Source organism: Sphingomonas sp. 1F27F7B (assembly GCF_005503355.1).
In the GTDB taxonomy this organism is placed as follows: domain Bacteria; phylum Pseudomonadota; class Alphaproteobacteria; order Sphingomonadales; family Sphingomonadaceae; genus Sphingomonas.
Genome location: NZ_SCMK01000014.1, coordinates 13,550 through 38,301, shown reverse-complemented (window position 1 = coordinate 38,301; position 24,752 = coordinate 13,550). Strand labels below are relative to the sequence as shown.

The 24,752-nt window shown below is 68.1% G+C and carries 29 protein-coding genes; 9 read left to right on the top strand and 20 right to left on the bottom strand.

The features are described from left to right. Positions 1 to 166 precede the first annotated feature (166 nt). From FFS08_RS13990 to hisG, 6 genes are all read right to left on the bottom strand, one after another. Positions 167 to 2,347 (bottom strand): sodium-translocating pyrophosphatase, encoded by a 2,181-nt coding sequence (locus FFS08_RS13990; protein ID WP_137862533.1) that lies wholly within the window; start codon positions 2,345 to 2,347, stop codon positions 167 to 169. Between the two features lie 108 nt (positions 2,348 to 2,455). Further along, the gene (thiL, locus tag FFS08_RS13985) at positions 2,456 to 3,295 is read right to left on the bottom strand and encodes a thiamine-phosphate kinase (RefSeq protein ID WP_137862534.1); all 840 of its coding nucleotides are present in this window, start codon (positions 3,293 to 3,295) and stop codon (positions 2,456 to 2,458) included. Between the two features lie 185 nt (positions 3,296 to 3,480). Continuing rightward, positions 3,481 to 3,942, bottom strand: a complete 462-nt coding sequence (gene nusB, locus FFS08_RS13980; RefSeq protein ID WP_137862535.1) for a transcription antitermination factor NusB — start codon at positions 3,940 to 3,942, stop codon at positions 3,481 to 3,483. A gap of 301 nt (positions 3,943 to 4,243) precedes the next feature. Then, the gene (locus FFS08_RS13975; RefSeq protein ID WP_137862536.1) at positions 4,244 to 4,633 is read right to left on the bottom strand and encodes a hypothetical protein; all 390 of its coding nucleotides are present in this window, start codon (positions 4,631 to 4,633) and stop codon (positions 4,244 to 4,246) included. Next, positions 4,633 to 5,925, bottom strand: a complete 1,293-nt coding sequence (gene hisD / locus FFS08_RS13970) for a histidinol dehydrogenase (RefSeq protein ID WP_137862537.1) — start codon at positions 5,923 to 5,925, stop codon at positions 4,633 to 4,635. The genes FFS08_RS13975 and hisD overlap by 1 nt, the downstream gene beginning before the upstream one ends. Then, positions 5,922 to 6,575, bottom strand: coding sequence for an ATP phosphoribosyltransferase (hisG, locus tag FFS08_RS13965; protein WP_137862538.1), 654 nt, complete (start codon positions 6,573 to 6,575; stop codon positions 5,922 to 5,924). The genes hisD and hisG overlap by 4 nt, the downstream gene beginning before the upstream one ends. Before the next feature lie 64 nt (positions 6,576 to 6,639). On the opposite strand from hisG, the gene FFS08_RS13960 reads away from it, so the two are divergent. After that, on the top strand, positions 6,640 to 7,737 hold the full coding sequence (locus FFS08_RS13960) for a DUF2332 domain-containing protein (RefSeq protein WP_137862539.1): 1,098 nt from the start codon (positions 6,640 to 6,642) through the stop codon (positions 7,735 to 7,737). Continuing rightward, positions 7,737 to 8,114, top strand: a complete 378-nt coding sequence (locus FFS08_RS13955) for a DUF6157 family protein (protein WP_137862540.1) — start codon at positions 7,737 to 7,739, stop codon at positions 8,112 to 8,114. The genes FFS08_RS13960 and FFS08_RS13955 overlap by 1 nt, the downstream gene beginning before the upstream one ends. Before the next feature lie 251 nt (positions 8,115 to 8,365). Here FFS08_RS13955 and FFS08_RS13950 read toward each other — a convergent pair whose 3' ends face one another. The 5 genes from FFS08_RS13950 to FFS08_RS13930 all read right to left on the bottom strand — a co-directional run bounded on the left by FFS08_RS13950 (position 8,366) and on the right by FFS08_RS13930 (position 11,493). Continuing rightward, positions 8,366 to 9,265 carry an alpha/beta fold hydrolase gene (locus FFS08_RS13950; protein WP_137862541.1) on the bottom strand — a complete coding sequence of 300 codons (900 nt, stop codon included), beginning with the start codon at positions 9,263 to 9,265 and terminating at the stop codon, positions 8,366 to 8,368. Between the two features lie 76 nt (positions 9,266 to 9,341). After that, positions 9,342 to 9,470, bottom strand: coding sequence for a hypothetical protein (locus FFS08_RS24235; protein ID WP_283214626.1), 129 nt, complete (start codon positions 9,468 to 9,470; stop codon positions 9,342 to 9,344). Positions 9,471 to 9,513: 43 nt separating this feature from the next. Continuing rightward, entirely contained in the window at positions 9,514 to 10,413 is a 900-nt protein-coding gene (locus tag FFS08_RS13940) for a pirin family protein (protein ID WP_137862543.1), read from the bottom strand. 94 nt (positions 10,414 to 10,507) lie between these two features. Then, positions 10,508 to 11,206: a glutathione S-transferase gene (locus tag FFS08_RS13935; RefSeq protein WP_137862544.1), complete on the bottom strand. Its 699-nt coding sequence runs from the start codon at positions 11,204 to 11,206 to the stop codon at positions 10,508 to 10,510. 2 nt (positions 11,207 to 11,208) lie between these two features. Next, the gene (locus tag FFS08_RS13930) at positions 11,209 to 11,493 is read right to left on the bottom strand and encodes a BolA family protein (protein ID WP_137862545.1); all 285 of its coding nucleotides are present in this window, start codon (positions 11,491 to 11,493) and stop codon (positions 11,209 to 11,211) included. A 90-nt stretch (positions 11,494 to 11,583) separates the two neighbouring features. Between FFS08_RS13930 and FFS08_RS13925 the strand changes: the two genes are divergently transcribed. Beyond that, a complete protein-coding gene (locus FFS08_RS13925) occupies positions 11,584 to 12,144 on the top strand; it encodes a J domain-containing protein (RefSeq protein WP_249341071.1) in 561 nt (186 codons plus the stop codon). On the opposite strand, the gene FFS08_RS13920 is transcribed toward FFS08_RS13925, so the two are convergent. From FFS08_RS13920 to FFS08_RS13885, 8 genes are read right to left on the bottom strand one after another with little or no spacing between them, the layout of a single operon-like run. After that, on the bottom strand, positions 12,141 to 12,788 hold the full coding sequence (locus tag FFS08_RS13920) for a glutathione S-transferase family protein (protein ID WP_137862547.1): 648 nt from the start codon (positions 12,786 to 12,788) through the stop codon (positions 12,141 to 12,143). The two genes, FFS08_RS13925 and FFS08_RS13920, sit on opposite strands and share 4 nt — an antisense overlap. An 8-nt stretch (positions 12,789 to 12,796) precedes the next feature. Continuing rightward, a complete protein-coding gene (locus tag FFS08_RS13915; RefSeq protein WP_137862548.1) occupies positions 12,797 to 13,579 on the bottom strand; it encodes a VOC family protein in 783 nt (260 codons plus the stop codon). Next, positions 13,576 to 13,938, bottom strand: coding sequence for a DUF1428 domain-containing protein (locus FFS08_RS13910; RefSeq protein WP_137862549.1), 363 nt, complete (start codon positions 13,936 to 13,938; stop codon positions 13,576 to 13,578). The genes FFS08_RS13915 and FFS08_RS13910 overlap by 4 nt, the downstream gene beginning before the upstream one ends. 22 nt (positions 13,939 to 13,960) lie before the next feature. Beyond that, positions 13,961 to 14,614 (bottom strand): glutathione S-transferase family protein, encoded by a 654-nt coding sequence (locus tag FFS08_RS13905; protein ID WP_137862550.1) that lies wholly within the window; start codon positions 14,612 to 14,614, stop codon positions 13,961 to 13,963. A gap of 10 nt (positions 14,615 to 14,624) precedes the next feature. Further along, positions 14,625 to 15,104, bottom strand: coding sequence for a VOC family protein (locus FFS08_RS13900; RefSeq protein WP_137862551.1), 480 nt, complete (start codon positions 15,102 to 15,104; stop codon positions 14,625 to 14,627). A gap of 30 nt (positions 15,105 to 15,134) precedes the next feature. Next, positions 15,135 to 15,518 (bottom strand): DoxX family protein, encoded by a 384-nt coding sequence (locus tag FFS08_RS13895; RefSeq protein WP_137862552.1) that lies wholly within the window; start codon positions 15,516 to 15,518, stop codon positions 15,135 to 15,137. 27 nt (positions 15,519 to 15,545) lie between these two features. Next, positions 15,546 to 15,986 (bottom strand): VOC family protein, encoded by a 441-nt coding sequence (locus FFS08_RS13890; RefSeq protein WP_137862553.1) that lies wholly within the window; start codon positions 15,984 to 15,986, stop codon positions 15,546 to 15,548. 23 nt (positions 15,987 to 16,009) lie between these two features. Beyond that, positions 16,010 to 16,702: a DUF899 family protein gene (locus FFS08_RS13885; protein WP_137862554.1), complete on the bottom strand. Its 693-nt coding sequence runs from the start codon at positions 16,700 to 16,702 to the stop codon at positions 16,010 to 16,012. Positions 16,703 to 16,861: 159 nt separating this feature from the next. Between FFS08_RS13885 and FFS08_RS13880 the strand changes: the two genes are divergently transcribed. Further along, positions 16,862 to 17,476, top strand: coding sequence for a winged helix-turn-helix transcriptional regulator (locus FFS08_RS13880; protein ID WP_249341067.1), 615 nt, complete (start codon positions 16,862 to 16,864; stop codon positions 17,474 to 17,476). A 296-nt stretch (positions 17,477 to 17,772) separates the two neighbouring features. Here FFS08_RS13880 and FFS08_RS13875 read toward each other — a convergent pair whose 3' ends face one another. Next, positions 17,773 to 18,429 carry a hypothetical protein gene (locus FFS08_RS13875; protein WP_137862556.1) on the bottom strand — a complete coding sequence of 219 codons (657 nt, stop codon included), beginning with the start codon at positions 18,427 to 18,429 and terminating at the stop codon, positions 17,773 to 17,775. Positions 18,430 to 18,614: 185 nt separating this feature from the next. On the opposite strand from FFS08_RS13875, the gene cobS reads away from it, so the two are divergent. From cobS to FFS08_RS13850, 5 genes are all read left to right on the top strand, one after another. Continuing rightward, the gene (cobS, locus tag FFS08_RS13870) at positions 18,615 to 19,619 is read left to right on the top strand and encodes a cobaltochelatase subunit CobS (RefSeq protein ID WP_137862557.1); all 1,005 of its coding nucleotides are present in this window, start codon (positions 18,615 to 18,617) and stop codon (positions 19,617 to 19,619) included. 2 nt (positions 19,620 to 19,621) lie between these two features. Then, entirely contained in the window at positions 19,622 to 19,981 is a 360-nt protein-coding gene (locus tag FFS08_RS13865; RefSeq protein ID WP_137862558.1) for a hypothetical protein, read from the top strand. A 1-nt stretch (position 19,982) separates the two neighbouring features. Further along, on the top strand, positions 19,983 to 21,809 hold the full coding sequence (gene cobT, locus FFS08_RS13860; RefSeq protein WP_137862559.1) for a cobaltochelatase subunit CobT: 1,827 nt from the start codon (positions 19,983 to 19,985) through the stop codon (positions 21,807 to 21,809). Further along, entirely contained in the window at positions 21,806 to 22,054 is a 249-nt protein-coding gene (locus tag FFS08_RS13855) for a ribbon-helix-helix domain-containing protein (protein WP_137862560.1), read from the top strand. The genes cobT and FFS08_RS13855 overlap by 4 nt, the downstream gene beginning before the upstream one ends. Before the next feature lie 107 nt (positions 22,055 to 22,161). Then, a complete protein-coding gene (locus tag FFS08_RS13850; protein WP_137862561.1) occupies positions 22,162 to 24,666 on the top strand; it encodes a TonB-dependent receptor in 2,505 nt (834 codons plus the stop codon). Positions 24,667 to 24,752: the final 86 nt, after the last annotated feature.

Below are 24,752 nucleotides of genomic sequence, written 5' to 3'. Positions count from 1 at the left end.
CCTGAAGCCGAAATTCCATCAGCTTTCTGAAGCTTTGTCCAGCGGAGCTGCCCCCGGCGCGGTGGCAAGCGAGGGCGCGGCGCGTCCGGCGCGGCATGGCTGCATCACAACGAAGAGGGCCGCCGGATCGCTCCGGCGGCCCCTTCACGCGAAGCGGAGTTGTCGATCAGCCGGCAGCGTGGCCGGCCAGCGCAGCGAGCAGCAGCAGCGCCACGATGTTGGTGATCTTGATCATCGGATTCACGGCCGGGCCCGCGGTATCCTTGTACGGATCGCCCACGGTGTCGCCGGTCACGGCCGCCTTATGGGCTTCCGATCCCTTGCCGCCGTAATTGCCGTCCTCGATATACTTCTTGGCATTGTCCCAGGCGCCGCCGCCCGACGTCATCGAAATGGCGACGAACAGGCCGGAGACGATCACGCCGAGCAGCATCGCGCCCACGGCCGCGAAGCCCTGGGACCGGTCGGCGACCGCGGTGATGATGAAGTAGATCGCGATCGGGCTGAGCACCGGCAGCAGCGACGGCACGATCATTTCCTTGATCGCCGCCTTGGTGACGATGTCGACGGTGCGGGCATAGTCCGGACGGCTGGTGCCTTCCATGATGCCCGGGTTGCTCTTGAACTGGTTGCGGACGTCCTCGACCACCGATCCGGCGGCGCGGCCCACGGCAGTCATGCCGAAGGCGCCGAACAGATAGGGCAGCAGCGCGCCGAGCAGCAGGCCGACGATCACGTAAGGATTGCTCAGGGAGAAATCCACGGGCACATCCGGGAAGAACTCCTTGAGGTCGGTGGTATAGGCGCCGAACAGCACCAGCGCGGCAAGCGCGGCCGATCCGATCGCATAGCCCTTGGTCACGGCCTTGGTGGTGTTGCCCACCGCGTCGAGCGCGTCGGTCTTGTGGCGGACTTCATCCTCCAGGCCGGCCATCTCGGCGATGCCGCCGGCATTGTCGGTCACCGGGCCATAGGCGTCGAGCGCGACGACCATGCCCGCCAGCGCGAGCAGCGACGTCGCGGCGAAGGCCACGCCGATGATCCCCGCGATCTGATAGGCCGCGATCACCGCGACGACGATGACGAGCGTCGGCAGCGCGGTAGATTCGAGGCTGATGGCGAGACCCTGGATCACGTTGGTGCCGTGGCCCGTCACCGAAGCCTTGGCGATCGACTTGACCGGGCGATAGTTGGTGCCGGTGTAATATTCGGTGATCCACACCAGCAGGCCGGTGACGGCGAGGCCGATCATCATGCAGATGAACAGGCTCCAGCCGGTGAATTGCGGGCCGGAGATCAGGCCCTGCGCCGCCTCGGCGGTGACATGGTCGCTCGGCTCGAGGAAGCTGCTCGGATCGACCGACAGGCCGCCGATCACTGCGTTCATGTCGCCCAGCGTATATTGGGTGACGAACCAGATTGCCGGGATCGAAAGCAGTACCGTGGTCCAGAAGCCCTTGTACAGCGCGCCCATGATCGACTGGCTCTTGCCCAGGCGAACCATGTAGGTGCCGATGATCGACGTGATGATGCACACGCCGCCCACGACCAGCGGCAGCGCCATGAGCTTGAGCAGCAGATCGGCCGGCAGGTTCTTCACCAGCAGCGCGATCGAGACCATGGTGAGGCCGAGCGTCACGACATAGGTCTCGAACAGGTCGGCCGCCATGCCGGCGCAGTCGCCGACATTGTCGCCGACATTGTCCGCGATCACGGCGGGGTTGCGGGGATCGTCCTCGGGAATGCCGGCCTCGACCTTGCCGACCAGGTCGGCGCCCACATCGGCGGCCTTGGTGAAGATGCCGCCGCCCAGGCGCGCGAAGATCGAGATCAGCGAGGCGCCGAAGGCGAGGGCGGTCAGCGCCTCGATCACCTTGCGGCTGTTGGGCTCGAGGCCGGACGGGCCGACCAGATACCAGAAGATCAGCGCGATCGCGAGCAGGCCCAGGCCCGCCACCAGCATGCCGGTGATCGCGCCGGAGCGGAAGGCGAGGGTCAGGCCGCCCTGCAGGCTGCCACGCGCCGCCTCCGCGGTGCGGACGTTCGCGCGCACCGAGATGTTCATGCCCACGAAGCCTGCCACGCCCGAAAGCACGGCGCCGACCAGGAAGCCGATCGTCGAGAGTGTCCCCAGCGTGAAGAACAGGACGATGGCGACGATCACGCCCACGATGGCGATCGTCATATATTGCCGGCCGAGATAGGCCTTGGCGCCTTCCTGGATGGCAGCGGCGATGCTTTGCATCTTCTCGTTGCCCGCCGGCGCCTTCAGCACCTGCTGGCTGGTCAACAAGCCATAGAGCACTGCGAGCACGCCGCAGGCTATGGCGATGTACACAATCGTCATGCGTTCAAGCCCTTCCCCTATTGGATATCGAGCCGCGCCGGTCTGTGTGCCGGTTTAAAAGGCCCGGTATGGGGAGGCTATCGAGCGTATCGGCTCAGCGCAAGCCGCTCAGCGATGCTGGTAGCCGAGGGGGATTTCGGGGACTTGGCCGTCGAGCAGCAACGGCGTGGCCAGCTGCTCCGCCAGCATGCCGATCCGCGTGGCGGGTATGGGCGGCATGAAATCGGCGGGCGCGGCGAAGAGCAGCTCGTAATCGTCGCCCCAGGTGGCCGCGCGCATCGGATCGGCGCCCGGCGCGACGGGCACCGCGGCGAGCGTGAGTTCGGCGGTGCAGCCGCTGGCCTCCGCAAGCCGCGCGGCGTCGAGGAGGAGCCCGTCCGAGACGTCCATCATCGCATGGACCAGCGGCGCCAGGGCGCGGCCCTCGGCCAGCCGGGGCCGCGGGCGCAGATAGGCGGCGCCGTCGCCGGCCTCGAAGCCGAGCATCGCCGCACCGATCGTGCCGGTCACCCACAGGGCGTCGCCGGGCCGCCCGCCGTCGCGGCGCGGGACGGCGGCGCCGGCGCGGCCGATCGCAGTGCAGCCGAACGTGGCGGGGCTGACCGAGATGGTGTCGCCGCCGAGCAGGGGTACGTCATATTCGATGAGGATCGCGCGCAGCCCCTCGACGAAGCGCTCCGCCCCTTCCACCAGCACCGCGCCGATCAGCACACCGAGCGGCTCGGCGCCCTTGGCGGCCAGGTCCGACAGGTTCACCGCGACCAGCTTCCAGGCGATATCGAACGGATCGGTGCCGGGACGATAATGCACGCCCTCGGCGATCGCGTCATGGGTCAGGATCAACCGCTCGCCGCCGATCGCGAGCATCGCGGTGTCGTCGAGCAACCCCTCCGCTCCGGGATGGAGCGGCAGGGTGCGCAGCGCGGCGATGAATTCGGCTTCGTTCACGGCTCAATTCCTCCCCGAGCTTGTCTCGAGGAGGGGGACCATCCGAAGGATGGTGGAGGGGCCGCGCCAACGGCGCGGAAATCGTTTGCGGTTGGTCCGAGCCGTCGCTGGCGCGACGGCCCCTCCACCACGACGCTTGCGCGTCGCGGTCCCCCTCCCCGAGCGGAGCTCGGGGAGGAATTGGGTCAACCCCGGACTTCCTTCGCCACGGCGTCGAGGATGCCGTTGACGAAGCCCTTTTCGCGGCGGTCGTAAAAGGCGTCGGTCACGTCGAGATATTCGCTGATCGCGGCGCCGACGGGCACGTCCCTGCGCGCCATCAACTCATAGGTGCCGGCGCGCAGGATCTGGCGCATCGGCTTGTCGAGCCGATCAAGGCTCCAGTCGGCGCTGAGCTTGGCGGCGATCATCCGGTCGATCTCGTCGCGGCGTTCGCTCACCCCGGTGACGATGTCGTCGAAAAAGGCGATGTCCGCCTCGGCATATTCGACATCCTCGATCACCGCGCCCAGGCGGTGATTGTGGAATTCGTGGAGCAGCGCGGGGATCGAGGTCGCTTCCATCTCGTGCTGATAGAGCGCCTGCACGGCGGCGAGGCGCGCGGCGGCGCGCGCCTTGGAGCGGGACTTTGCGGTGTGGCTAGGCATGCTGCGCCCCATAGGTATATTCGTTCGATATGGCAAAGAAGATGCGAATTCTCGCATCCGCCTCGCTTCGGGGCGAGGCGCCGGTTCGCCGCCGCAGAGCCCTTGACCGATATCTCCGCACCTCGATCGTCATCCCCGCGAAGGCGGGGACCCAGGGTAGTGAAGGACCGGCTTATGCAATTGGGCGAGGTGCGGGCGGCGTTCGCTGGGGATTGCCGCGCGCGTCGCGCCTTTGGCTCTGGATCCCCGCCGTCGCGGGGATGACGGACGTATCTCGGGATTTGGAACCCCGGCGCGGCGATCAGCCCCGCGGCCACACCTTCAGCGGTTCCCGTGCCGCATAGTCGCGGCTCTCCGCATTCCCGGTCTGCACCTCGATCACATGCTCGGGCCCGAACGGCACTTCGGTGCCGAGCCAGAACTCGTCATTCTCGTCGATCTCGGGCTCGTTATCGAGCAGGCCGAAATAGGTGCCGTCCGCCGCTTCGCGCACGACCACCCACATCCGGTCGACGACCGGCTCCTCGTCGTCTTCGACTGCGATGATGAAGATCAGTTTGGCGAAGTCGCCCACGGCAAGGTTGTGCCGGATCTTCTCATCGGGGATTTCGAAGCTTTCGGGATGGAGCAGATGGCGCTCGATCCCGCTTTCGAGGCACCAGCCATCTTCGTCGAGATCGGGCGTCCGCATCAGGGGTTCCTCAGTCGAATGGCAACGGACTCGGCATGCGCCGGCAGGCCTTCCGCCTGCGCCAGCGCCACCGCCGCCGGGCCGATCGCCGCCAGCCCGTCTGCGTCGAGCGACAGGAAGCTGGTGCGCTTCATGAAGTCGAGCACCGACAGGCCCGAGGCGAAGCGCGCCCGGCGGCCGGTGGGAAGGACGTGGTTCGGGCCCGCGACATAATCGCCCACCGCTTCGGGGGTGTAGCGGCCGATGAAGACCGAGCCGGCATGGCGCACCATGTCGAACAGCCCTTCGGCCTGGTCGCAGGCGAGCTCCAGGTGCTCGGGTGCCAGTCGATCGACCAGCGGCATGGCGCTGGCGAGATCAGGCACCACGATGATCGCGCCATTGGCATCCCAGCTGGCGCGCGCGGTCGCTTCGGTCGCGAGCCGGGCCAGGGCGCGCTCCACTGCCGCCGCCACCTGATCGGCGAAACCGGCATCGTCGGTGAACAGGATCGACTGGCTGGTGGGATCGTGCTCGGCCTGGCTGAGCAGGTCGGCGGCGATCCAGTCGGCGTCGTTCCTGCCGTCCGCCACCACCACGATCTCGCTCGGGCCCGCGACCATGTCGATGCCGACCACGCCGTAGAGCTGGCGCTTGGCCTCGGCCACCCAGGCATTGCCGGGGCCGGTGATCACGTCGACCGGCGCGATCCGCTCGGTGCCATGGGCCAGCGCGGCGATCGCCTGCGCCCCGCCGATGCGCCAGATCTCGTCGACGCCAGCCAGATGCGCGGCGGCCAGCACCAGCGGATTGACTTCGCCATCGGGCGTCGGCGTCACCATCACCAGCCGGCCGACCCCGGCGGCGCGCGCCGGCAGCGCGTTCATTAGCACCGAGCTGGGATAGGCGGCCCGCCCGCCCGGCACATAGACGCCCGCCGCGTCCACCGCCCGCCAGCGCGCGCCCAGCCGGATGCCCGCCGCGTCTATCTCGTCGCGATCCTCGGGCTTCTGCTTGGCGTGATAGGCGGCGATCCGTTCGGCGGCGAGCTCCAGCGCGTCGCGCAGCCCGGGCTCGAGCCCTTCCCAGGCCGCGAGGCAATCGGCGCGGTCGAGCTTCCAGCCATGGGCATCGAGGTCGAACCGGTCGAAGCGCCGGGTGAGGTCCCTGAGCGCCGCATCGCCTTCGCCGCGGACCCGCGCGACGATCGCGGCCACGTCGCGCGCGACGTCCGCGTCCGCCTCGCGCCGCGCATCGACCAGGTCGGCGAACGCCTGGGCGAAGCCCGCGTCGTCGGCATCCAGGCGGATCATTCGGCCACCGCCCGGCGGAACCTGTCGACCAGCGGCACCACTTCGGTCGCGCGCGTCTTGAAGGCGGCGCGGTTGACGATCAGCCGGCTGCTCACTTCGGCGATCACTTCCACTTCGACCAACCCGTTCTCCTTGAGCGTACGGCCCGAGGAGACGAGGTCGACGATGCGCGGCGCCAGGCCCAGCACGGGCGCCAGCTCCATCGCGCCGTTGAGCTTGACGCACTCCGCCTGCACGCCGCGCGCCTCGAAATGGGCGCGAGTGATGTGCGGATATTTGGTGGCGACGCGGACATGGCTCCAGCCGCGCGGATCGTCCCGCTCCGCCAGGTCGGCCGGCTCGGCGACCGAGATGCGGCAATGGCCGATGCCCAGGTCCACCGGCGCATAGAGTTCCGAATAGTCGAATTCGGCCAGCACGTCCGACCCGACGATGCCGAGTTGCGCGGCGCCGTGCGCGACGAAGGTGGCGACGTCGAACGCCCGCACGCGGATCAGGTCGATCGCCGGCGTGTTGGTCCGGAAGCGGAGCGCGCGCGAACCTTCATCGGCGAAGTCCGGCTCGGGCACGATGCCGACGCGGGCAAGCAGCGGCAGCGCCTCATCGAGGATGCGCCCCTTGGGGACGGCAAGGATCAACGGTTCGGTCATCGAAGGCGGGGCTTTACTAGGGGCACCCCATGGGCGCAACAGACGGGCCGCGGAGGTATTTCTTATGGCGAGCGAAGAGAATAACCGCGGCGCGTTCCGGATCCAGGAATTCTATTGCCGCAAGATGGACGCGCCCATCTATGCGGCCATCTGCACCGCGATCGCCGACGGGCTGACGCGCGGCAGCGAGACCGGGCGCCGGGTGCTCGACTGGCCGGGCGAGCCGACTCGCGACGCGCTGCCGTTGCGGCTGGTCGGCGGGCTGCACGCGCTGGTGCTGGCGGGGAGCGACGCCGAGCTGGCCGAGGCGTTCGCGGGCCGGCTGGAGGGCGAGGCGCTGCAGGCGGCGCTCAACCGTGTGCTGGCGCGCAACGATGCCGCCCTGCTCCCCTGGCTCGACGGCCCGCCCCAGACCAACGAGCCCGGCCGTTCGGGCGCGCTGATCGTCGGGCTGATCGAAGTCGCGCGGCGCTTCGGCCCGAAGCTGGAGATATTGGAGATCGGATCGAGCGGCGGGCTCAACCTGCTGATCGATCGCTATCGCTTCGATCTGGGCGGGGCGCTGCTCGGGCCGGCCGAATCGCCGGTCACCATCGCGCCGGCCTGGCTGGGCGATCCGCCCGCGCTGCCGCCGCTGGAGATCGTCTCGACCCGGGGCTGCGACGTCGCGCCGCTCGACGTCACCGATCCGGCGGTGGAGGCGCGGCTCTCCGCCTATGTCTGGGCCGAGACGCCGATGCGGCTGGAGCGATTGCGCAAGGCGATCGGCATGGTCCGCGCGGGCGGCGTGCGCCTCGACCATGCCGATGCCGCCGACTGGGTCGAGGCGCGCCTGGCCGAACCGCAGGCGGAGGACGTCACGCGCGTGCTGATGCACTCGGTGGTCTGGCAATATGTCCCCGATGCGAGCACCGCGCGCATCCGCGCCGCGATGGAGGCGGCCGGCGCCGCAGCCACGCTCGAGCGGCCGCTCGCCTGGGTGGCGATGGAGCCCGACCGTGCGCTGGGCGAGCAAGTGGTGAGCGTGCGCAGCTGGCCCGATGGCGGTCCGCGCGTGGTGGTCGCCACCGCGCATGCCCATGCCGCCTGGGTCCGTCCCGGCGCGGAACGGAGCAGCGAGCAGGGCATCGTGCTGGATGCCGCCGCCGAAGTGCGTCTTTGATGAAGTCGACCAATTATCGCGACACGCTGATCACTGCGTCGCCGGACAGCCCGGTGGCGCGAGGGACCGTCCCCGACAAGCCCGGCACGGTGGCGGCGGTGCAGCACGCGCTGCTCGCCCGGCCCTATGCGATGACCAGCGACGACTTGCTCCACGCCGCGCATCGCGCGCGGGGCGGCGACAAGAGCCGCGGGGATTTCTTCGCCAAGCCCCAGGCTTGTCTGCGCGCTTCGCCGCTGGTGAAGCAATATGGCTGGGGCGTGCATCACGATGCGGAAGAGCGCATCGCGCTGCTCGGCATGGAGAGCGACGAATATCGCCGGCTGCTCGAGGATCCCGCGGTGGCGAAGGTGCCGGGCATGCGGCGCGCGCGCTGACGGCGCCCTTCGTCACCCCGGACTTGTTCCGGGGCCCCGCTGCCTTGCCGCGGAAGAAGAAGCGGGATTCCGGAACAAGTGGCGCGTATCCCCTTGAGACAAGTATCCCCGTTTTCGTCATCCCCGCGCAGGCGGGGATCCAGAGTCACGGGCGATACAGCAGCGAAACCCTGGATCCCCGCCTGCGCGGGGATGACAAGGTTTGCTGAACGAGTCTTGGCCCTAGTCTAAACTTCCCGAATTTCCGGCCCTCAGCCGCCGCGCTCCGCCAGCCATGCCCGGATTGCCTCGGTCACCGCCGCGGGCTTCTGCCAGGGCACGAAATGGCCGGCATCCGCGATTTCCACCACGCGCAGGTCCGGCACCAGGGCGTCGAGCCCGTCGAGTTGGCAGGGAAGCAGCGCGCCGTCCTGCATTCCCCAGATCACCAGGGTCGGCTGGGTGACCGGCGGGAAGGGGCCGCCCAGCCAGGCCGGCCGTTCGGGCGTCTCGCCCGGTGCGGGTACCGATATGGCGCTGGCGCGGTACCAGTTCAGCATGGCGGTCATCGCGCCGGGCTGGCCCCATTCGGCGAGATAGGCCGGCTTCTCGGGCGCGAGCAGCGCGGCATCGGCATGTCTGGCGAAGCTGGTGTCGAAGAACGCCTCGAGCCCGATGCGGTCGAGGAACTGCTCGAAATCCGGGTTGCGGAAGGCCGTGATGTACTGGCTCGCCTCGCGCTGGGCGGGATCGTCGAACAGGCTGCGCTGGAAGACCAGCGGGTGCGGCGCGTTGACGATGATCAGGCGCGCGATGCGCTGCGGGTTCTGCAGCGCGGCCATCCAGGCGATTGCGCCGCCCCAGTCGTGCCCCGCCAGCGTGAACGGCCCGATGCCGAGCTGCTCGGCAAGCGCGAGCAGGTCCGCCACCGGCTTGTCGGGCGTGTAGTTCGCGACGCCCTCGGGCCGCGCGGAATGGCCGAAGCCGCGCTGGTCGGGGGCGATGACATAGTGATCGCGGGCGAGCGCAGGGATCTGGTGACGCCAGGTGCGGTGCGATTCGGGAAAGCCGTGGAGCAGCATGATCGGCGGATTGGCGGGGTCGCCCGCAATCGCCACGTTCAGTTCCACGCCGGTGGGCAGTGCGATCCGCTGGAGTTCGAAATCGGCCATCTCGCCTCTCCTGTTTCGGCGGAGGCTAATGGGCGGTGGAGCAATGCTCAACCGTCATCCCCGCCCTGGCGGGGTATCAGGCAGGAATTCGAACCGCCCGCTTGCCCTTGGTGCGGCTGGTCAGGTGATAGTGGAAGCAACGGTCGCAGCGATAGGGGCGCAGCGCCAGCCCGGATGCGCGGATCGCCTCCAGCGCTTCCGGCATGGTCGGGTAGCGCCGCTTGCGCCGGCAGATGCTGAGCCGCGTGCTAGGGATAGCTCACCGTCTTGGGCACTTCGGGGATCGGGATGAATTCCTTGTCGTCGCCCGGCACCTTGGGGAAATTGCCTGCCTTCCAGTCTTCCTTGGCCTGGTTGATCCGGTCGCGGCTGGAGGAGACGAAGTTCCACCAGACATGGCGAGGCGTGGCGAAGTCCTCGCCGCCGCACAGGGCGATGCGGCCGCCGCCGGCCGAGCGCAGGATCGCAGTGATGCCCGGGCGCAGGATGTAGAGGGTGGAGACTTCCATCTCGATCCCGTCGATGCTGGCGTCGCCATAGGCGAGATACACCGCCCGCTCGGTCGCGGCGGGGTCGATCGGCACCGCGCCGCCTTCGGCAAGCTCGATATCGGCATAGATGGTCTGGGCATAGGTGGTGGTCGGTGCCCTGGCCCCCCACAGCTCGCCCATGATCACGCGGCAGCGGGCGCCCGGTTCCTCGACGATCGGCAGGTCGGCCGCGCCGACATGCTCGAAGGCGGGGGCCATTTCCTCGTTCGCCTCGGGCAGCGCGAGCCAGGTCTGGATGCCCGAGAGCTCGGGGCCCCTGGCGCGCTCGGCGCTGGGCGAGCGCTCGGAATGGACGATGCCGTGGCCGGCGGTCATCAGGTTCACCGCGCCGGGCTCGATCGTCGCGAAGGTGCCGAGCGAGTCGCGATGGTCGATCGCGCCGGCATAGAGATAGGTCACGGTGGCGAGGTTGATGTGCGGATGCGGGCGCACGTCGATGCCGGTGCCGGCGTCCAGCCGGGCCGGACCCATCTGGTCGAAGAAGATGAAGGGCCCCACCATAGTCCGCGGCCTGGAAGGCAGCGTGCGGTGGACCTTGAAGCCGCCCAGATCATGGGTGGTGGGGGCGATGATCTGCGTGAAGAGTTCGTCGGTCATGATGTCCTCTCGTCACCGGATGCATAGCCTGTGGCGCCTCGGGCGGACAGCCACAGTTTGGAAACCCAGCCTTTCGGGCCGCGACGCGGTGCGCTCAGGCGGCGTCGAGCTCGGGATAGTGGCGGAAGATGCCCCGGGTGTTGAATGCGATGCGGCGCGGGCCGTCGAGATAGGCCCTGATCCCCGGCAGCGCGGCGACGCGGTCGCGGATCGCGACGAGCCTGGGATAGTCGCCCTCGATCGCCGCCATCCGCCGGGGGAACATGTAGCGCAGCCCCTCGATCAGCTGGAAGATCGAGGTGTCGCCATAGGACCAGCGATTGCCTGCCAGCCATCCGCCCTCCACCGACCGTTCGAACCAGCCGAGGAACTTGGGCATGCGCTCCGCCCGGAATTCCTGGGCGAAGCGCGCGGCTTCCGGCTTCTGGTCCTCGTAATAGCGGCCGGTGCCGACGGGGTGATGCACCTGGTGCACTTCGGCCACGAAGTCCGTGACGGTAAGCTGGATCTCGTGGAGCCAATGGCGGGTCGCGGTATCTTCGGGCGCCAGGCCATGACGGTCGCCCAGCCAGAGCAGGATGTTGGCGACCTGGGCGATCACGCGGTCGCCCGTGTCGAGATAGGGCGGGGCGAAGGGCGGGCGATGCGCCCGCGCCTTCATGTCGGCAATCAGCGCCGCGCTGCCCAGCTCACGGGCGACATCGGCATAGGCGATTCCGGCGGCTTCCATCGGCAGCCGGACGAACTCGCCCCGGCCCTGGATTTCCGCCCAGTACCAGAGCTTGTACGGCATGTTCATTCTCCCGGGGCGCGAGCCTTGATCGCCAGCGCATGGATGCGCGAGACGAGCAGGTCGGCGAGCGCATTGTTGATCAGGCGCTGGCGTTGAACGCGCGACAGGCCCTGAAAGGCCCCGCTCTCGATCACTACGGTCCAGTGCGATTCGCCGGTGCCGTCATCGCCGAGATGGCCGGCATGGTGGTGGCTGTCGTTGATCACCTCGAGATGCGCCGGGGCGAGCGCGACGGTGAGACGGGCGGCGATGATGTCGGCGAGTCCGCCGGTGGCAGTGTCGGTCATCGCGCCTATATAGGCGGTTTGCTCGAGGGAGGTAGCGTGGCCGAGGGCCAGCACAGGAAGGACAGGCCGAATGCCCGTTTCCATGGTCGCGTGGAAGCGCAGGGACGGCTGTGCGCCGAGCCCGGCTGCACCCAGCCGGGCGAGTTCCGTGCGCCGATGGGGCATGCGCGGGGCGGTTATGACGGCCCGGGCGAATATCGCTGGCTGTGCCTGGATCATGTCCGCGCGTTCAACTCGGGCTATAATTTCTTCCAGGGCATGACGCCCGACGAGATTCACGATGCCCAGCGCCCCTATGCCGGCTGGGAACGCGAGACCCGCGCCTTTTCGGGCACCGCCGGGGCCGACCGGCCACCGCGCTGGGCCGATTTCGCCGATCCGCTCGATGCGATCGGCGCGCGGTTCCGCGACCGGATGAAGGACCGGGGCGAGCGCAAGGACGGAAAGCCGCTCTCGGGCAAGGACCGCGAGGCGCTCAAGGTCCTCGACCTCGGGATCGATGCCGACCGCACCGCGCTGCGCAAGCGCTATTCGGAGCTGGTCCGCAAGTTCCATCCCGATCGCAACGGCGGCGATCGCAGCCATGAAGGCCGGCTCCAGCGGGTGATCGAGGCGTACCAGACGCTCAAGGGCTCGCCGGCCTTTGCTTAGTCGGCCGGGCGGGTGTTCACTGCGAGCTGGTCGGCAAAGGCGCGCCGATAGGCGGGGCGCGCCTCGCCGCGCGCCACATAGGCGGCCAGGCCCGGATGCCGGTCGAGAATGCCCGACGGCCGGGTCCGGAGCAGCACCGAGATCATCATCAGGTCGCCCGCGCTGAACGCGCCGTCGAGCCATTCCGCATCGCCGAGCCGGTCGGCGAGCTGGCGCAGCCGGCCATGGATGCGCTCGACGACCAGCGGCAGGCGCTCGGCCGCCCAGGGCCTGTCGCCCTCGACGATCCGGGCGGTGACCAGGTCGAGGATCACCGGTTCCACCGTGTTCACCGCGGCGAACATCCAGGCGATTGCCCGCGCCCGCGCATCGGCGTCGTCGGGCAGCAGGCCCGGATGGCGCTCGGCGAGGTGGAGGACGATCGCCCCGGTCTCGAACAGGGCGAGGCCGCCCTCCTCATAGGTAGGGATCTGGCCGAAGGGGTGCAGCGCGAGATGCGCCGGCGCCTTCATCGCGGCGAAGGTGACCAATCGCACGTCATAGGGCTGGCCCACTTCCTCGAGCGCCCAGCGGACGCGGGTGTCGCGGGCCAGCCCCTTGCCGCCGTCGGGGGAGCGATCGAAGGCGGTGATGGTGATCGTCACGGCGGAGCTCAGCTCTTGTTCGGCGAGACGAGGCCGACGCTGACGCCCTCGGGATCGGTGATGTTGATCACCCATTCGCCGCCGGGCACCTCGTGCGGTCCCCAGACGAGCTTGCCGCCTCCGGCTTCCGCCTTGGCCTGCGCCTCGGTGATGTCCGGCACGCGGAAGTAGAAGCCCCAGCCCGGCCGGCTGCCCGGCTCGCCGCGCATGATCGCACCCACGGCTTCGCCCTTGCTGTCGCCATTGGCGATGAAGCTGTAGTCGCCCATCTCGCCCATCGGCATGGTGCCGACCTTCTCGATGTTGAACAGCTTGCCGTAGAAATCGAGCGCTGCGGCATCGTCGGTGGTGCGCAGCTCGTTCCAGCTGACATGGCCGAAGCCCATGCGCTGATAGGCGGTGCTGCTTTCGGGCGAGGCGCCGCGCATCACGTAGAAGGGCACGCCCTGCGGATCGCTGACCATCGCCAGCCGGCCGACGTCCGGGATGTCGAAGGCCGGAAGGTGGACCTGTCCGCCCGCCGCGACCACCGCGGCGACCGAGGCGTCGACATCGTCCACGCCGAGATAGCCGAGCCAGACCGGCTGGGCGCCGCCCGCGATCATATCGGCATTGAGCTGCATCACGCCGCCGGCCTGGCCGTCGTCGGCGTTGATCATGCGATAGTCCATGCCGCCCGGGGCGGGCTGGGCATCGATGTTCCAGCCGCACACCGAGTCGTAGAAAGCCTTGGCCTTGGCTGCGTCCCTGGTCAGCAGCTCGTACCAGATGAAGCTTCCATGCGCGTTCATTTCGCTTCTCCCGTGTCGAGGATCGGCTCGAAGCCGCCCCAGAACATGCGCTTGCCGTCAAAGGGCGACTCGCCGTCGGGCTGCATCCGCTCGTCCTGCATCAGCTTCGCCCAGCCGGCATCGCGCGTCGCCTTGTCGGGCCACATCACCCAGGAGAAGACGATGGTCTCGCCTTCCTCGGCCTTGGTCGCCATGTAGAAGTCGGTGAGCTTGCCATGCGGCACGTCGTTGCCCCAGCCTTCCAGCACGCGGGTGGCGCCGAATTCCCGGAAGATCGGCGCGACCTTCTCCGCCATCTTGCGATAGGCTTCCTTGTTCCCCTCGGGGATCGCGAGCACGTAACCGTCCATATAAGCCATTTTGGTTCTCCTCTCGACAGTGTCAGGCCGCGACCGGCGCGGGCTGGAAATCGGCCAGCTGCGCGGCGATCGCGCGCTGGAAGGCGGGCCGCGCCATGCCGCGTTCGACATAGGCGGCCAGCACGGGGCGCTCGGTGATCAGCGGGCTGCCGTCGGCGTTGCGCAGCACCGTCACCATCGCGACGTCGGCGACGCTGAAATCGCCGGCCAGCCATTCCCGCTCGCCCAACGCATCAGCGAGGCGATCGAGCCGCTTGCCGATATCCTCCATCAGGCTCGGCCGGCGCAGCTTCGCCCATTCCTCGTCCTTCGAGAACAGGGTGACGTTGCCCAGTTCGAACAGCCCGGGCTCGACGCTGTTGAGCGCGGCGAACAGCCAGGCGAGCGTCGTCGCCTGCTGCTGCGGATCGCGCGACAGCAGCCGCGTGTCCTTCTCCGCCAGATGGAGCAGGATCGCCCCGCTCTCGAACAGGCGCACCGCGCCGTCGTGCAGCACCGGCACCTGGCCCCAGGGCTGTTCATCGAAATAGGCGGCCGGCTTGGGCGGGACCGGACTGATCAGCCGCATGTCATAGGGCAGGCCGATCTCCTCGCACGCCCAGCGCGGCCTCAGGTCGCGGACATAGCCGCGGGCGAAATCCGGCACCCAGTTGAAGCCGGTGATCTCGATGGCCATGGCTGCCTCCTCAACCCCTGGCCGCGGCTTCGATCGCGGCGATGTCGATCTTCTTCATCGTCATCATCGCTTCGAAGGCACGCCTGGAACTGGCGGGATCGTCGCTGAAGTTGAGCTCGATCAGCCGGCGCGGGGTGATCTGCCAGTTGAAGCCCCATTTGTCCTTGCACCAGCCGCACATGCTCTCCTGGCCGCCATTGCCGACAATGGCGTTCCACAGCCGATCGGTTGCTTCCTGATCCTCGGTGAGAATCTGGAACGAGACGCTCTCGTTCGGCTTGAAATTGGGGCCGCCGTTCAGGCCGGCATAGCTGCGCCCGGCCAGAGTGAACTCGACGACCAGGGCCGCGCCTTCCTTGCCGCTCGGATTGTCGCCCGGCGCCCGGAAGATCCTGCCGACATGGCTGTCGGGCAGCAGCGAGACGTAGAAGTTGGCGGCTTCCTCGGCCACATGGTCGAACCACAGCACGGTCGTGATCTTGTCTGCCATCGGTCCTCTCCTCTGGACTCTTGGGAATTCTCAGCCGGCGATCGGGATCAGGGCACGCACGCGCGGATCGCGGAACCACAGTCCGCCCCAGGCGATCACGCCCAGATAGACGCCGAACAGCGTGTGGCTGAGCAGCGGGCTGCCCACTCGGAAGTGCATCGCGACCGCGCCGCCGAGATAGCCGGTGAGCAGGATCGCGCCGAGCACCGCGGTGCGCGGCACCGCATAGAGCAGCGTGCAGATCGCCAGGATCAGCCCGAGCTCGCGATAGAGTCCCACATCGGCGGGAATGCCGAGCGGCGGGCTGTAGGCGATCATCGCCGCCGGGGCGATCAGCTTGCCGCCGGCATCCATCGCCAGGAACAGGAGGACGAGGCCGCTCAGCACCCATCCGATGATCTGGTCACGCTTCATGCCGCGTCTCCCTGCGCTCGCATCCGCTCAGGCCGGCTCATGGGCGGGGCCGTCGGGGAAGGCGGCCATCGCGGCTTCGAGGTCCATGAACATCGGCTCGAAGATATGGCCGTCCGGATCCTCGAAGCTGCGGCCGTACATGAAGCCCATGTCCTGCTTCTCGCGGATGTCCGCCTTGCCGCCCGCCCTGGCCGCCGCCTCGACGATCGCGTCCACTGCCTCGCGGCTGTCGCGCGAGATGCAGATCAGCGCCTCGGTCACGGCACGCGCGTCGGCGATCGGCTTCGGCGTGAAGGTTCTGAAGAAATCCTGCGACAGGATCATGAACACGATCGTGTCGCTGAGCTGCATCGCCGATGCCTGCTCGTTGCTGAAGCGCGCATCCTTGGTGCAGCCGATCGCTTCGTAAAAGGCAGTCGACTTGGCGACATCGGCCACGGGCAGGTTGACGAAGATCATCTGAGGCATGTTTTCTCTCCTGGGGATTTGGTTCAGTAGGTGAGGGAGGGGTACCAGCCGGCCCCCCGGCCCTCGGGCGTGGAATCGAGGATCGTCCAGAGCGGCATCAGGTCGGGCGCGCCGCGCGGGTCCTGGCCGGGATCGGCGCTTTCCGCACCCATCTCGCCGCCCCAGAACAGGCGGATCGTGCCGTCCCGCCGAGTGAAGACCATGAATTGCGGGATGTCCGAGCCGTCGGGGGCGATCGCGCCATAGTCGCGGCTGAAATCCTGCCGCGTGTCCGAATAGAGCGGCAGGTGCTGCCAGCCGCGCTCCTGCTTGAAGGCGGCCAGCTTCGCGATCGGCGAGCGGGCGATCACCGCCAGGCCGGCGCGCTGGAGCAGATCGGGCGCCTCGCCGTCCCAGGCCGAGAGCAGCGAGGTGCACATCGGGCAGGGCCGCTCGCGCTGCGGGCCGAACATATAGGTGTAGACGACCAGCGTATCGTGCGTGCCGAACAGATCGGCGAAGCGGACCGGGCCGTCCTCGCCCTCGAACACATAGTCGCCGGTCACTTCCGGGCCGTGCGGCAGCGCGCGGCGCTGCTCGGCGACCGACTCGATGTAGCGGCGCAGCTCGATCTCCGCGGCCAGCAGCGCGGTGCGCGCCCGGCGATAGTCTTGAGTCTCGTTGGGCCAGCGCGTCGTCTCACGCGCGGCCAGCTCTGCGGCGGGAACCAGTGTCATCGGAATAAACCTCCACTTCGGGTGGCCGGCGAATCGCTTTCTTGATCCTGATGCCCGACTAGGTTATTAAAAGCAACTATGGAGTCACAAAAAATAACTAACTCGGATTTCGCAAAGGCTCGCCGTTGGTATCAGGACGCGTGCGGCACGGCGCTCGCGATGGACCTGATCGGAGAACGTTGGTCGCTGCTGATTGTTCGCGAGCTGCTGCTGGGCGCGCGGCGCTTCGGCGAGATTCGCGGTGCGCTGGAAGGGTTGAGCGCCAATATCCTCACCCAGAGGCTGGAAGGGCTGGAGAAGGCAGGCATCCTGCGCCGCCGGCAGTTGCCTTCGCCGGCCAATGCCCGGGTCTATGAACTCACGCGCTGGGGGGCGGCGCTCGAGGAGCCGATCTTCGCGCTCAGCCGCTGGGCGGCAGGCTCGCCCGCCCATGACGTCACCCTGCCGCTCAGCAACGGCGCCTTCATGCTTTCGCTGAAGACGATGATGGCGCGCGAGCCGGCGCGCGGCTTCGCGATCGACCTGGGCTTCCGGGTGGGGGGCGAGCCGTTCCGCGCGACGATCGACGATGGCGGGCTGGCGATCGAGCGCCGCGATCCCGCCGGCGCCGATGTGATCTTCGAAGGCGTGCCGACGCTGCTCGCGGCCACTTTCTACGGCCCGCTCCCGCTTGCCGAGTCGATCCGCGAGGGTCGGGTGGCTGTTACGGGCGATCTCATGCTGGGCCAGCGCTTCGTCGACCTGTTCCGGCTCCCGAAGTTCGAGAACGACTAGCTTGGGAAGGTAGCCGGGTAGCCGATTTCCTTTCGTCACGCCCGCGCAGGCAGGGATGACGATTGAAGGAATATGACTCCTCGACCTAAGCCGCCGCCCCTTCCCTGGAAGGGAGCTCCCCGGGGCCGCCTGCGCCCGGCGCGATTGCAACGTAGGATTCCGCCTGCTTCAAGCTGGCGGATGCAACCCGGCTCCCTCTCTTGTGCCGATCCCGTCCGCCGCCGGCACCCGCATGGGCGGGGAAAGCCGGGTCCCGTAGCCTAGGCTTCCTGAACTTCCGGGCGCCGCACCTGGGCCTAGACGCGGTTGCAGAACCCCGGCTTGCGATCGCCCGCATCCCAGCAGCCGTCCAGGATCATCGACTTGAGCGTCTCGCAGCCGCGCTGCGGACCGCACTGGCCGTCCGGATTGACCACGGAGCATTGGCGCGCCAGCAGCGCCGCCTTCTGCCAGCCGATCTTCGAGGCGCAGCTCGGGCCGTTGTCGCGCCAGTTCCAGCGCTTTTCACGCGGGCGATAATGCGCCGGGCGCGGCCGCTGCGGCACGGGGCGGGCTTCCGGCCCCGGCGTCCAGCGCCGGCCGTCGCGGAGATAGCGGCGATAGGCAGTCGCCACGCATTCCACCGTCTGGCAGGCGTCGCGCTCGCTGATCAACGCCTGGAACTGCTGGCGCTGGACCCAGAGCCGCTGGCGGTCGGCGCCCTGACGTTCCTCCGCCCATTGGCCTGCCAGCGTGCGGTGCAGCCAGTTGAGGTTCTTGTTGTCGCAGACCAGCCATTCGCCGCGCCGCAGCGCGCCCTCGCAATAGGGGACGGGATCGAGCCAGCTGGGTCCGCGATCGACCGGGCGCACCACCGGCGGCAGCGGGCGCCGCGGGGGTGGGGGAGGCTGCTGGCCCCAATCGCAACCGGCGAGCGGCGCGAGCAGCGCCAGGAACAACAGCTTCCCGTTCATCGTCTTCCCCAGAGAGCTAAGAATCGGTGGATGCGCGCGCCCGTTACTATGGCGTCATGATCCCATGAAAGCCGATTCGAGGAAAGGGCTTGCGGCGGAAGCGGACGTGCGCGCGTTTTGCGTGATGCCCGTTGCAGTGCGGCACGGGAGCTTCTAGTCGCTCTGGCGACGGAAGGACCGAAGACATGGCGGATATCCCCAACACCCAGCCCGACAGCCGGAGCATCACGATCCTCGACGCGCCCGACAAGATGGTGAAGGCGCGCGACCTGTTCGGGATCGACAGCGACCTCGAAGTGCCCGCCTTCAGCGAAGCGGACGAGCGCGTGCCCGATCTCGATCCCGCCTATGTCTTCGATCCGGATACGACGCTCGCGATCCTGGCGGGCTTCGCGCACAATCGCCGCGTGATGGTCCAGGGCTATCACGGCACCGGCAAGTCGACCCATATCGAGCAGGTGGCGGCGCGCCTCAACTGGCCGTGCATCCGCATCAACCTCGACGCGCATATCAGCCGCATCGACCTGATCGGCCGCGATGCGATCGTGCTCAAGGACGGCCAGCAGGTTACCGAGTTCCGCGAGGGTCTGCTCCCCTGGGCGCTGCAGACCCCGACCGCGCTCGTCTTCGACGAATATGACGCCGGCCGCCCGGACGTGATGTTCGTGATCCAGCGCGTGCTCGAGACCGAGGGCAAGCTGACGCTGCTCGATCAGAACCGCGTGATCCGCCCCAACCCCTATTTCCGCCTGTTTGCAACCGCGAACACGGTGGGTCTGGGCGACACCAGCGGCCTCTATCACGGGACCCAGCAGATCAACCAGGGCCAGATGGACCGCTGGAACATCGTGGTGACGCTCAACTATCTGCCCGCCGCGGTCGAGGCGCAGATCGTGCTGGCCAAGTCGGGCGATTTCGACAAGCCGGGCGGCAAGGAGCTGGTCGAGAACATGGTCCGCGTGGCGGACCTGACTCGCAGGGGCTTCGTCAACGGCGACATCTCGACCGTGATGAGCCCGCGCACCGTGATCACCTGGGCGCAGAATGCCGAGATCTTCAAGGATGTCGGCTTCGCCTTCCGCCTGTCGTTCCTGAACAAGTGCGACGAGGCGGAGCGCGCACAGGTGGCCGAATATTATCAGCGCGTGTTCGGCAAGGACCTGCCCGAGAGCGTGGTGGGCAAGGCGTGACCGTGGCGGCGCTCGCGCCCGTCGCCCTGATCCTGCCGGCGCTGCTGCCGCAGGATGCGGGCGCGGGCGCGGGCCGCACGATCGGGGTCGAGGTCGCCGATTGCTACACTTCGATGCCCGATGCCGAGGTCAGCCTGGATGGGCAGCGCCTCCGCCTCACCCCGGCGGTCAAGCGCGATGATACGGTCGGCCTGTGCTTCGACAAGGAGATGACGGTGGGGAAGACGGCGACCATTCGCGTGATGGCGGGCGGCAAGGCCCGGGAAGTCCGGCTGGCCGTCGCACCTCGCGACGTGGTCCTTGTCGTCTCGGCGCGCGCGATGGCGGCAGCGACCTCCGACAAGCCTGTGATGCTGGACTGACATGGCTGCCGACTCTCCCCTCGACCGGTTCCGCAATGTCCTTGGCGGTGCCGCGCGCGCGCTTTCGGGCGAGCACGAGGTCGAGCTGAGCTTCACCGGCGAAGCGCCGCGCCAGGACGGGCGCCAGCTCAAGGTGCCGACGCCGTCGCGCAGCCTGCCCGCCGAGGAAGTGGCCGAGGCGCGCGGCTTCGCCGACAGCTTCGCGCTGCGGCTGCGCCACCATGACAATGCGCTGCACGTGAAGGGGGCGCCGAAGGAGCCGGTGGCCCGTGCGGTGTTCGACGCGGTCGAGACGGCGCGGGTCGAGGCGCTGGGCTCGCGCGGCTATGCCGGCATCGCCGCCAATCTCGAGCATGCGCTGGATCTCAAGCTGCGCGCGGATCCGATCACCCGCGCGCGCAACCGCGAGGAAGTGCCGCTCTCCACGGCGCTCGGGCTGGTGGTCCGCGAGCGGCTGACCGGGCGCGAATCGCCCGGCACGGCGGCGCTCGGCATGGCGCTGATCCGCGATTGGATCGAGGAGCGCGCCGGCGCCGATCTCGATGCGCTGGCGCTGGCGATCGACGATCAGCGCGCCTTCGCCTCGCTCACCTCGAAGCTGCTCCAGGATCTCGAGCTCACCGAGGGCGACCTGATCCCCGACGAGGCGGACGAGGGCGGCGGCGAGGACGAGGGCACCGAGGAAGAGGAGCAGCCCGGCGACGAGGATGGCGAGAGCGAATCGAGCCAGAGCGAGGGCCAGGCCGAGGCGCGCGGCGAGCAGCGGGATTCCGACCAGGGCGAGGAAGGCGAGCAGCAACAGTCCGACGCGATGGAGGATGGCGACGGCGATCCCGGCGACGAAGGCGATGAGGGCATGCTGCCGGTTCGTCCCAATCGTCCGTGGAGCGACTTGCCGCCCCAGTTCGAATATCGCGCCTACACCACCCAGTTCGACGAAGTGGTCGCCGCCGCCGAGCTGTGCGACATCGAGGAGCTGGATCGTCTCCGCTCCTATCTCGACCAGCAGCTGGTCCATCTCCAGGGCGCAGTGACCAAGCTCGCCAACCGGCTCCAGCGCCGGCTGATGGCGCAGCAGAACCGCAGCTGGGACTTCGACCAGGAAGAGGGGCTGCTCGACGCGGCGCGGCTGGCGCGCGTGGTGATCAACCCGATGCAGTCGCTCTCCTACAAGAGCGAGAAGGACACCGAGTTCAAGGACACGGTGGTGACGCTGCTGATCGACAATTCGGGCTCGATGCGCGGACGGCCGATCTCGATCGCGGCGATCAGCGCCGACATCCTGGCGCGCACGCTGGAGCGTGTCGGCGTGAAGACCGAGATCCTCGGCTTCACCACGCGCGCCTGGAAGGGCGGGCAGAGCCGCGAGAAGTGGCTGACCGATGGCCGCCCGGCCCAGCCCGGCCGCCTCAACGACGTGCGCCACATCGTCTACAAGCAGGCCGACGAACCCTGGCGCCGCGCGAAGAAGTCGCTCGGGCTGATGATGCGCGAGGGGCTGCTCAAGGAGAATATCGACGGCGAGGCGCTGCTCTGGGCGCACCAGCGGCTGATCGGCCGCAGCGAGGATCGCAAGATCCTGATGGTGATCTCCGACGGTGCGCCGGTCGACGATTCGACGCTCTCGGTGAATTCGGGCTCCTATCTGGAGCGCCATCTGCGCCAGGTGATCGGCTGGATCGAAGCGCGCTCGCCGGTCGAGCTGGTCGCGATCGGCATCGGCCATGACGTGACCCGCTATTATAGCCGCGCAGTGACGATCATGGACGCCGAGCAGCTGGCCGGCACGATGGTCGAGCAGCTGGCGGCGCTGTTCGACACGGAATGAACGTCGACCCGCCCCCGGGCGGCTTTCAGGGGCCGGTCAAGCGCTCGGTCACCATTGCGGGGCACCAGACCTCGATCAGCCTCGAGCCGCTGTTCTGGGACGCGCTGGAACGGGCCGCGGCCGAACGAGCCTTGCCGCTCAATGCACTGGTCGCGGCGATCGACCATGCCCGGATCGGCGGCGAGGAGCCGCCCAACCTCGCCAGCGCGATCCGCACCTGGCTGCTGGCCCAGCCGCCCAGCTGATTTGCAACAATATTGCGACAAAGCTGCGAACAGCTCGCATTAGCATTGACTCTGAGAACGCCTCGCAATAGCTCGCCCCGAAATAACCTGTTCAGGGGGATCAATTCGTGAGTCGTGTTTCCACCGCGCGTTCGGGCGCATCGTTCCTTGCGCTTGCCTGTGTCGGCTTCATCGCCACCGCTCCGACCGCGCATGCCGCCGACAATGACGTGTCGACGCCCGCCGATGCGGACAAGGACGGCCAGGATCGCAGCGCGGAGGATCGCGAGCAGATCGTCGTCACCGGCGGCCGTGCCGAGCTGCAGGGGCCGAAGGCGACCGCCTCCGTCCAGAACACGCCGCGTTCGGTGGTGATCCTGCCGAAGGACGTGATCGAGCAGACCGGCTCGACCACGCTGGCCGATGCGCTGCGCACCGTGCCGGGCATTACCTTCGGCGCCGCGGAAGGCGGCAACCCGATCGGCGATCGTCCCTTCATCCGCGGCTTCGACAGCCAGGGCTCGACCTTTGTCGACGGCGTGCGCGACACTGCCGCACAGGCGCGCGACACTTTCGCGATCGAACAGGTCCAGGTGATCCGCGGTTCGGATTCGACGCTGGGCGGCCGCGGCAGCGCCGGCGGCTCGATCAACATCATCACCAAGGTGCCGCAACAGACCAGCTTCATCCGCGCGACCGCCAGCGTCGGCACGGCGGACTACAAGCATGCCGCGCTCGACGTGAATCAGTATCTGGGCGGCAATATCGGCGTGCGCGTCGCGGCGATGTGGCACGACCAGGACGTCGCCGGCCGCGACGCGATCTGGCAGCGCCGCTGGGGTGTCGCGCCGTCGGTGACCATCGGCCTCGGCACGCCGACGCGGCTGACCGCTTCCTATTATTATCTCGAGAGCCATGAGCTGCCGGACAGCGGCATCCCCTATCTCTACACGCTGGCGAATGCGCCGGGCACCGGCGAGATCTATTCGGAGCCGGCAATCGGCAACGTGCGGACGATCGCCGGCGTGACCGGCAAGGTCGACCGCAGCACCTTCTACGGTCTCAAGAGCCGCGACTTCCGCGACGCCTACACGCACCAGGCGACGATGCGCGTCGAGCATGATTTCGGCACGGTGACGCTGCGCAACACCTCGCGCTACAATTACAACGAGCAGAACTACATCTACACCCAGCCCGACGATCAGCAGGGCAATGTCTATGGCACCAACGCCGCTGCGGCGGCGACGGCGGGCGGCCTGGTCTGGCGGCGGGCGAACACCCGCTATGGCTATGCCGAGTCGCTGACCAACCAGACCGATCTGTTCGGCACGTTCGAGACCGGCGCGATCAAGCACAGCTTCGCGGCAGGCTTCGAGGCGAGCTGGGAGAAGGCGCGCCGCGGCACCTATGTGCTCGCCACCGGCTCGACCATCAGCCCGCGCTGCACGCCGGCCGCGATCGGCCGTTTCTATTGCGCCAGCCTGTTCAACCCGAACCCGAACGACGCCTGGGTGAACTATACCGGCGACGCCACCACGGCGACCACGCCGATCGTGAAGGGCGCGCCGAGCGCGGAGACGCAGAACGACGCGCACACCCTCTCGGCCTATGCCTTCGATTCGATCACGCTCGTCCCGTCGCTCATCCTCAACCTGGGCGCCCGCATCGATCGCTTCACGTCGAAGATCACCCCGGCACTGGCAGCCGGCGCCACCCAGACGACCCCGCTGGAGCGCACCGACACGCTCTTCAACTGGCAGGCGGGCCTGGTCTTCAAGCCGACGGCGAACACCAGCCTCTATGCGAGCTACGCGACTGCTGCGACGCCGCCGAACAGCCTGCTCGGCGAAGGGCAGGAGCCGAACGCGCTGCCGACCACCAACACCGCCGCCAACCTGGCGCTGCTCGACAGCCTCAAGGTCGAGAAGAGCAAGAGCTACGAAGTCGGCGCCAAGGCCGGGCTGTTCGACAACCAGCTTTCGCTCACTCTCGCCGCCTTCCAGACCGACACCGACAATGCCCGCGTGACCGGCGCGGACAACACGGTGCAGTTCATCGGCAAGCGCCGTATCCGCGGCATCGAGTTCAGCTTCAACGGCAACCTGACCAAGTGGCTGAACGTGTTCGGCGGCTACACCCATCTCGATCCCAAGATCGTCGATGGCGGCTATACCGTGCTCACCGCCGCGGCGGTCGTGGTCGGCGGCGTCACCGTCCAGCAGCCCAAGACCCTGCTCGTGCCCTCGGTCAACACCGGCCGCCAGGCGCCCCAGACCGCCCGGGACAGCTTCACGCTGTGGGCGAACGCCACGCCGATCAAGGGCCTCAGCATCGGCGGTGGCGCCTTCTACATGAGCCGGGTGTTCGGCGGCTATTCCGACAATCGCAGCTACACCCAGAATGCGGCCGGCGTGACCACCTTTACCCCGGCGACCAAGGTCCGCATCGTCACGGTTCCCGAATATTGGCGCTTCGACGCGCGCATCGGCTATACGATCAACGAGCATTTCGATGTGAGCGTCAACGTGCAGAACCTGACCGACAAGGTCTATTTCCCCCAGGCCTATACGGCGCATTATGCGTCGATCGCGCCGGGTCGCTCGGCCTTTGCCACGCTGGGAGTGAAGTTCTGAGCGAAGCGCTGGACAGCCTTTCCGCGGAAGAAATAGCCGCCCGCCTCTCCGGTTCGCCGGAGGCGCGGGCGGCGCTCGTTCGGGCG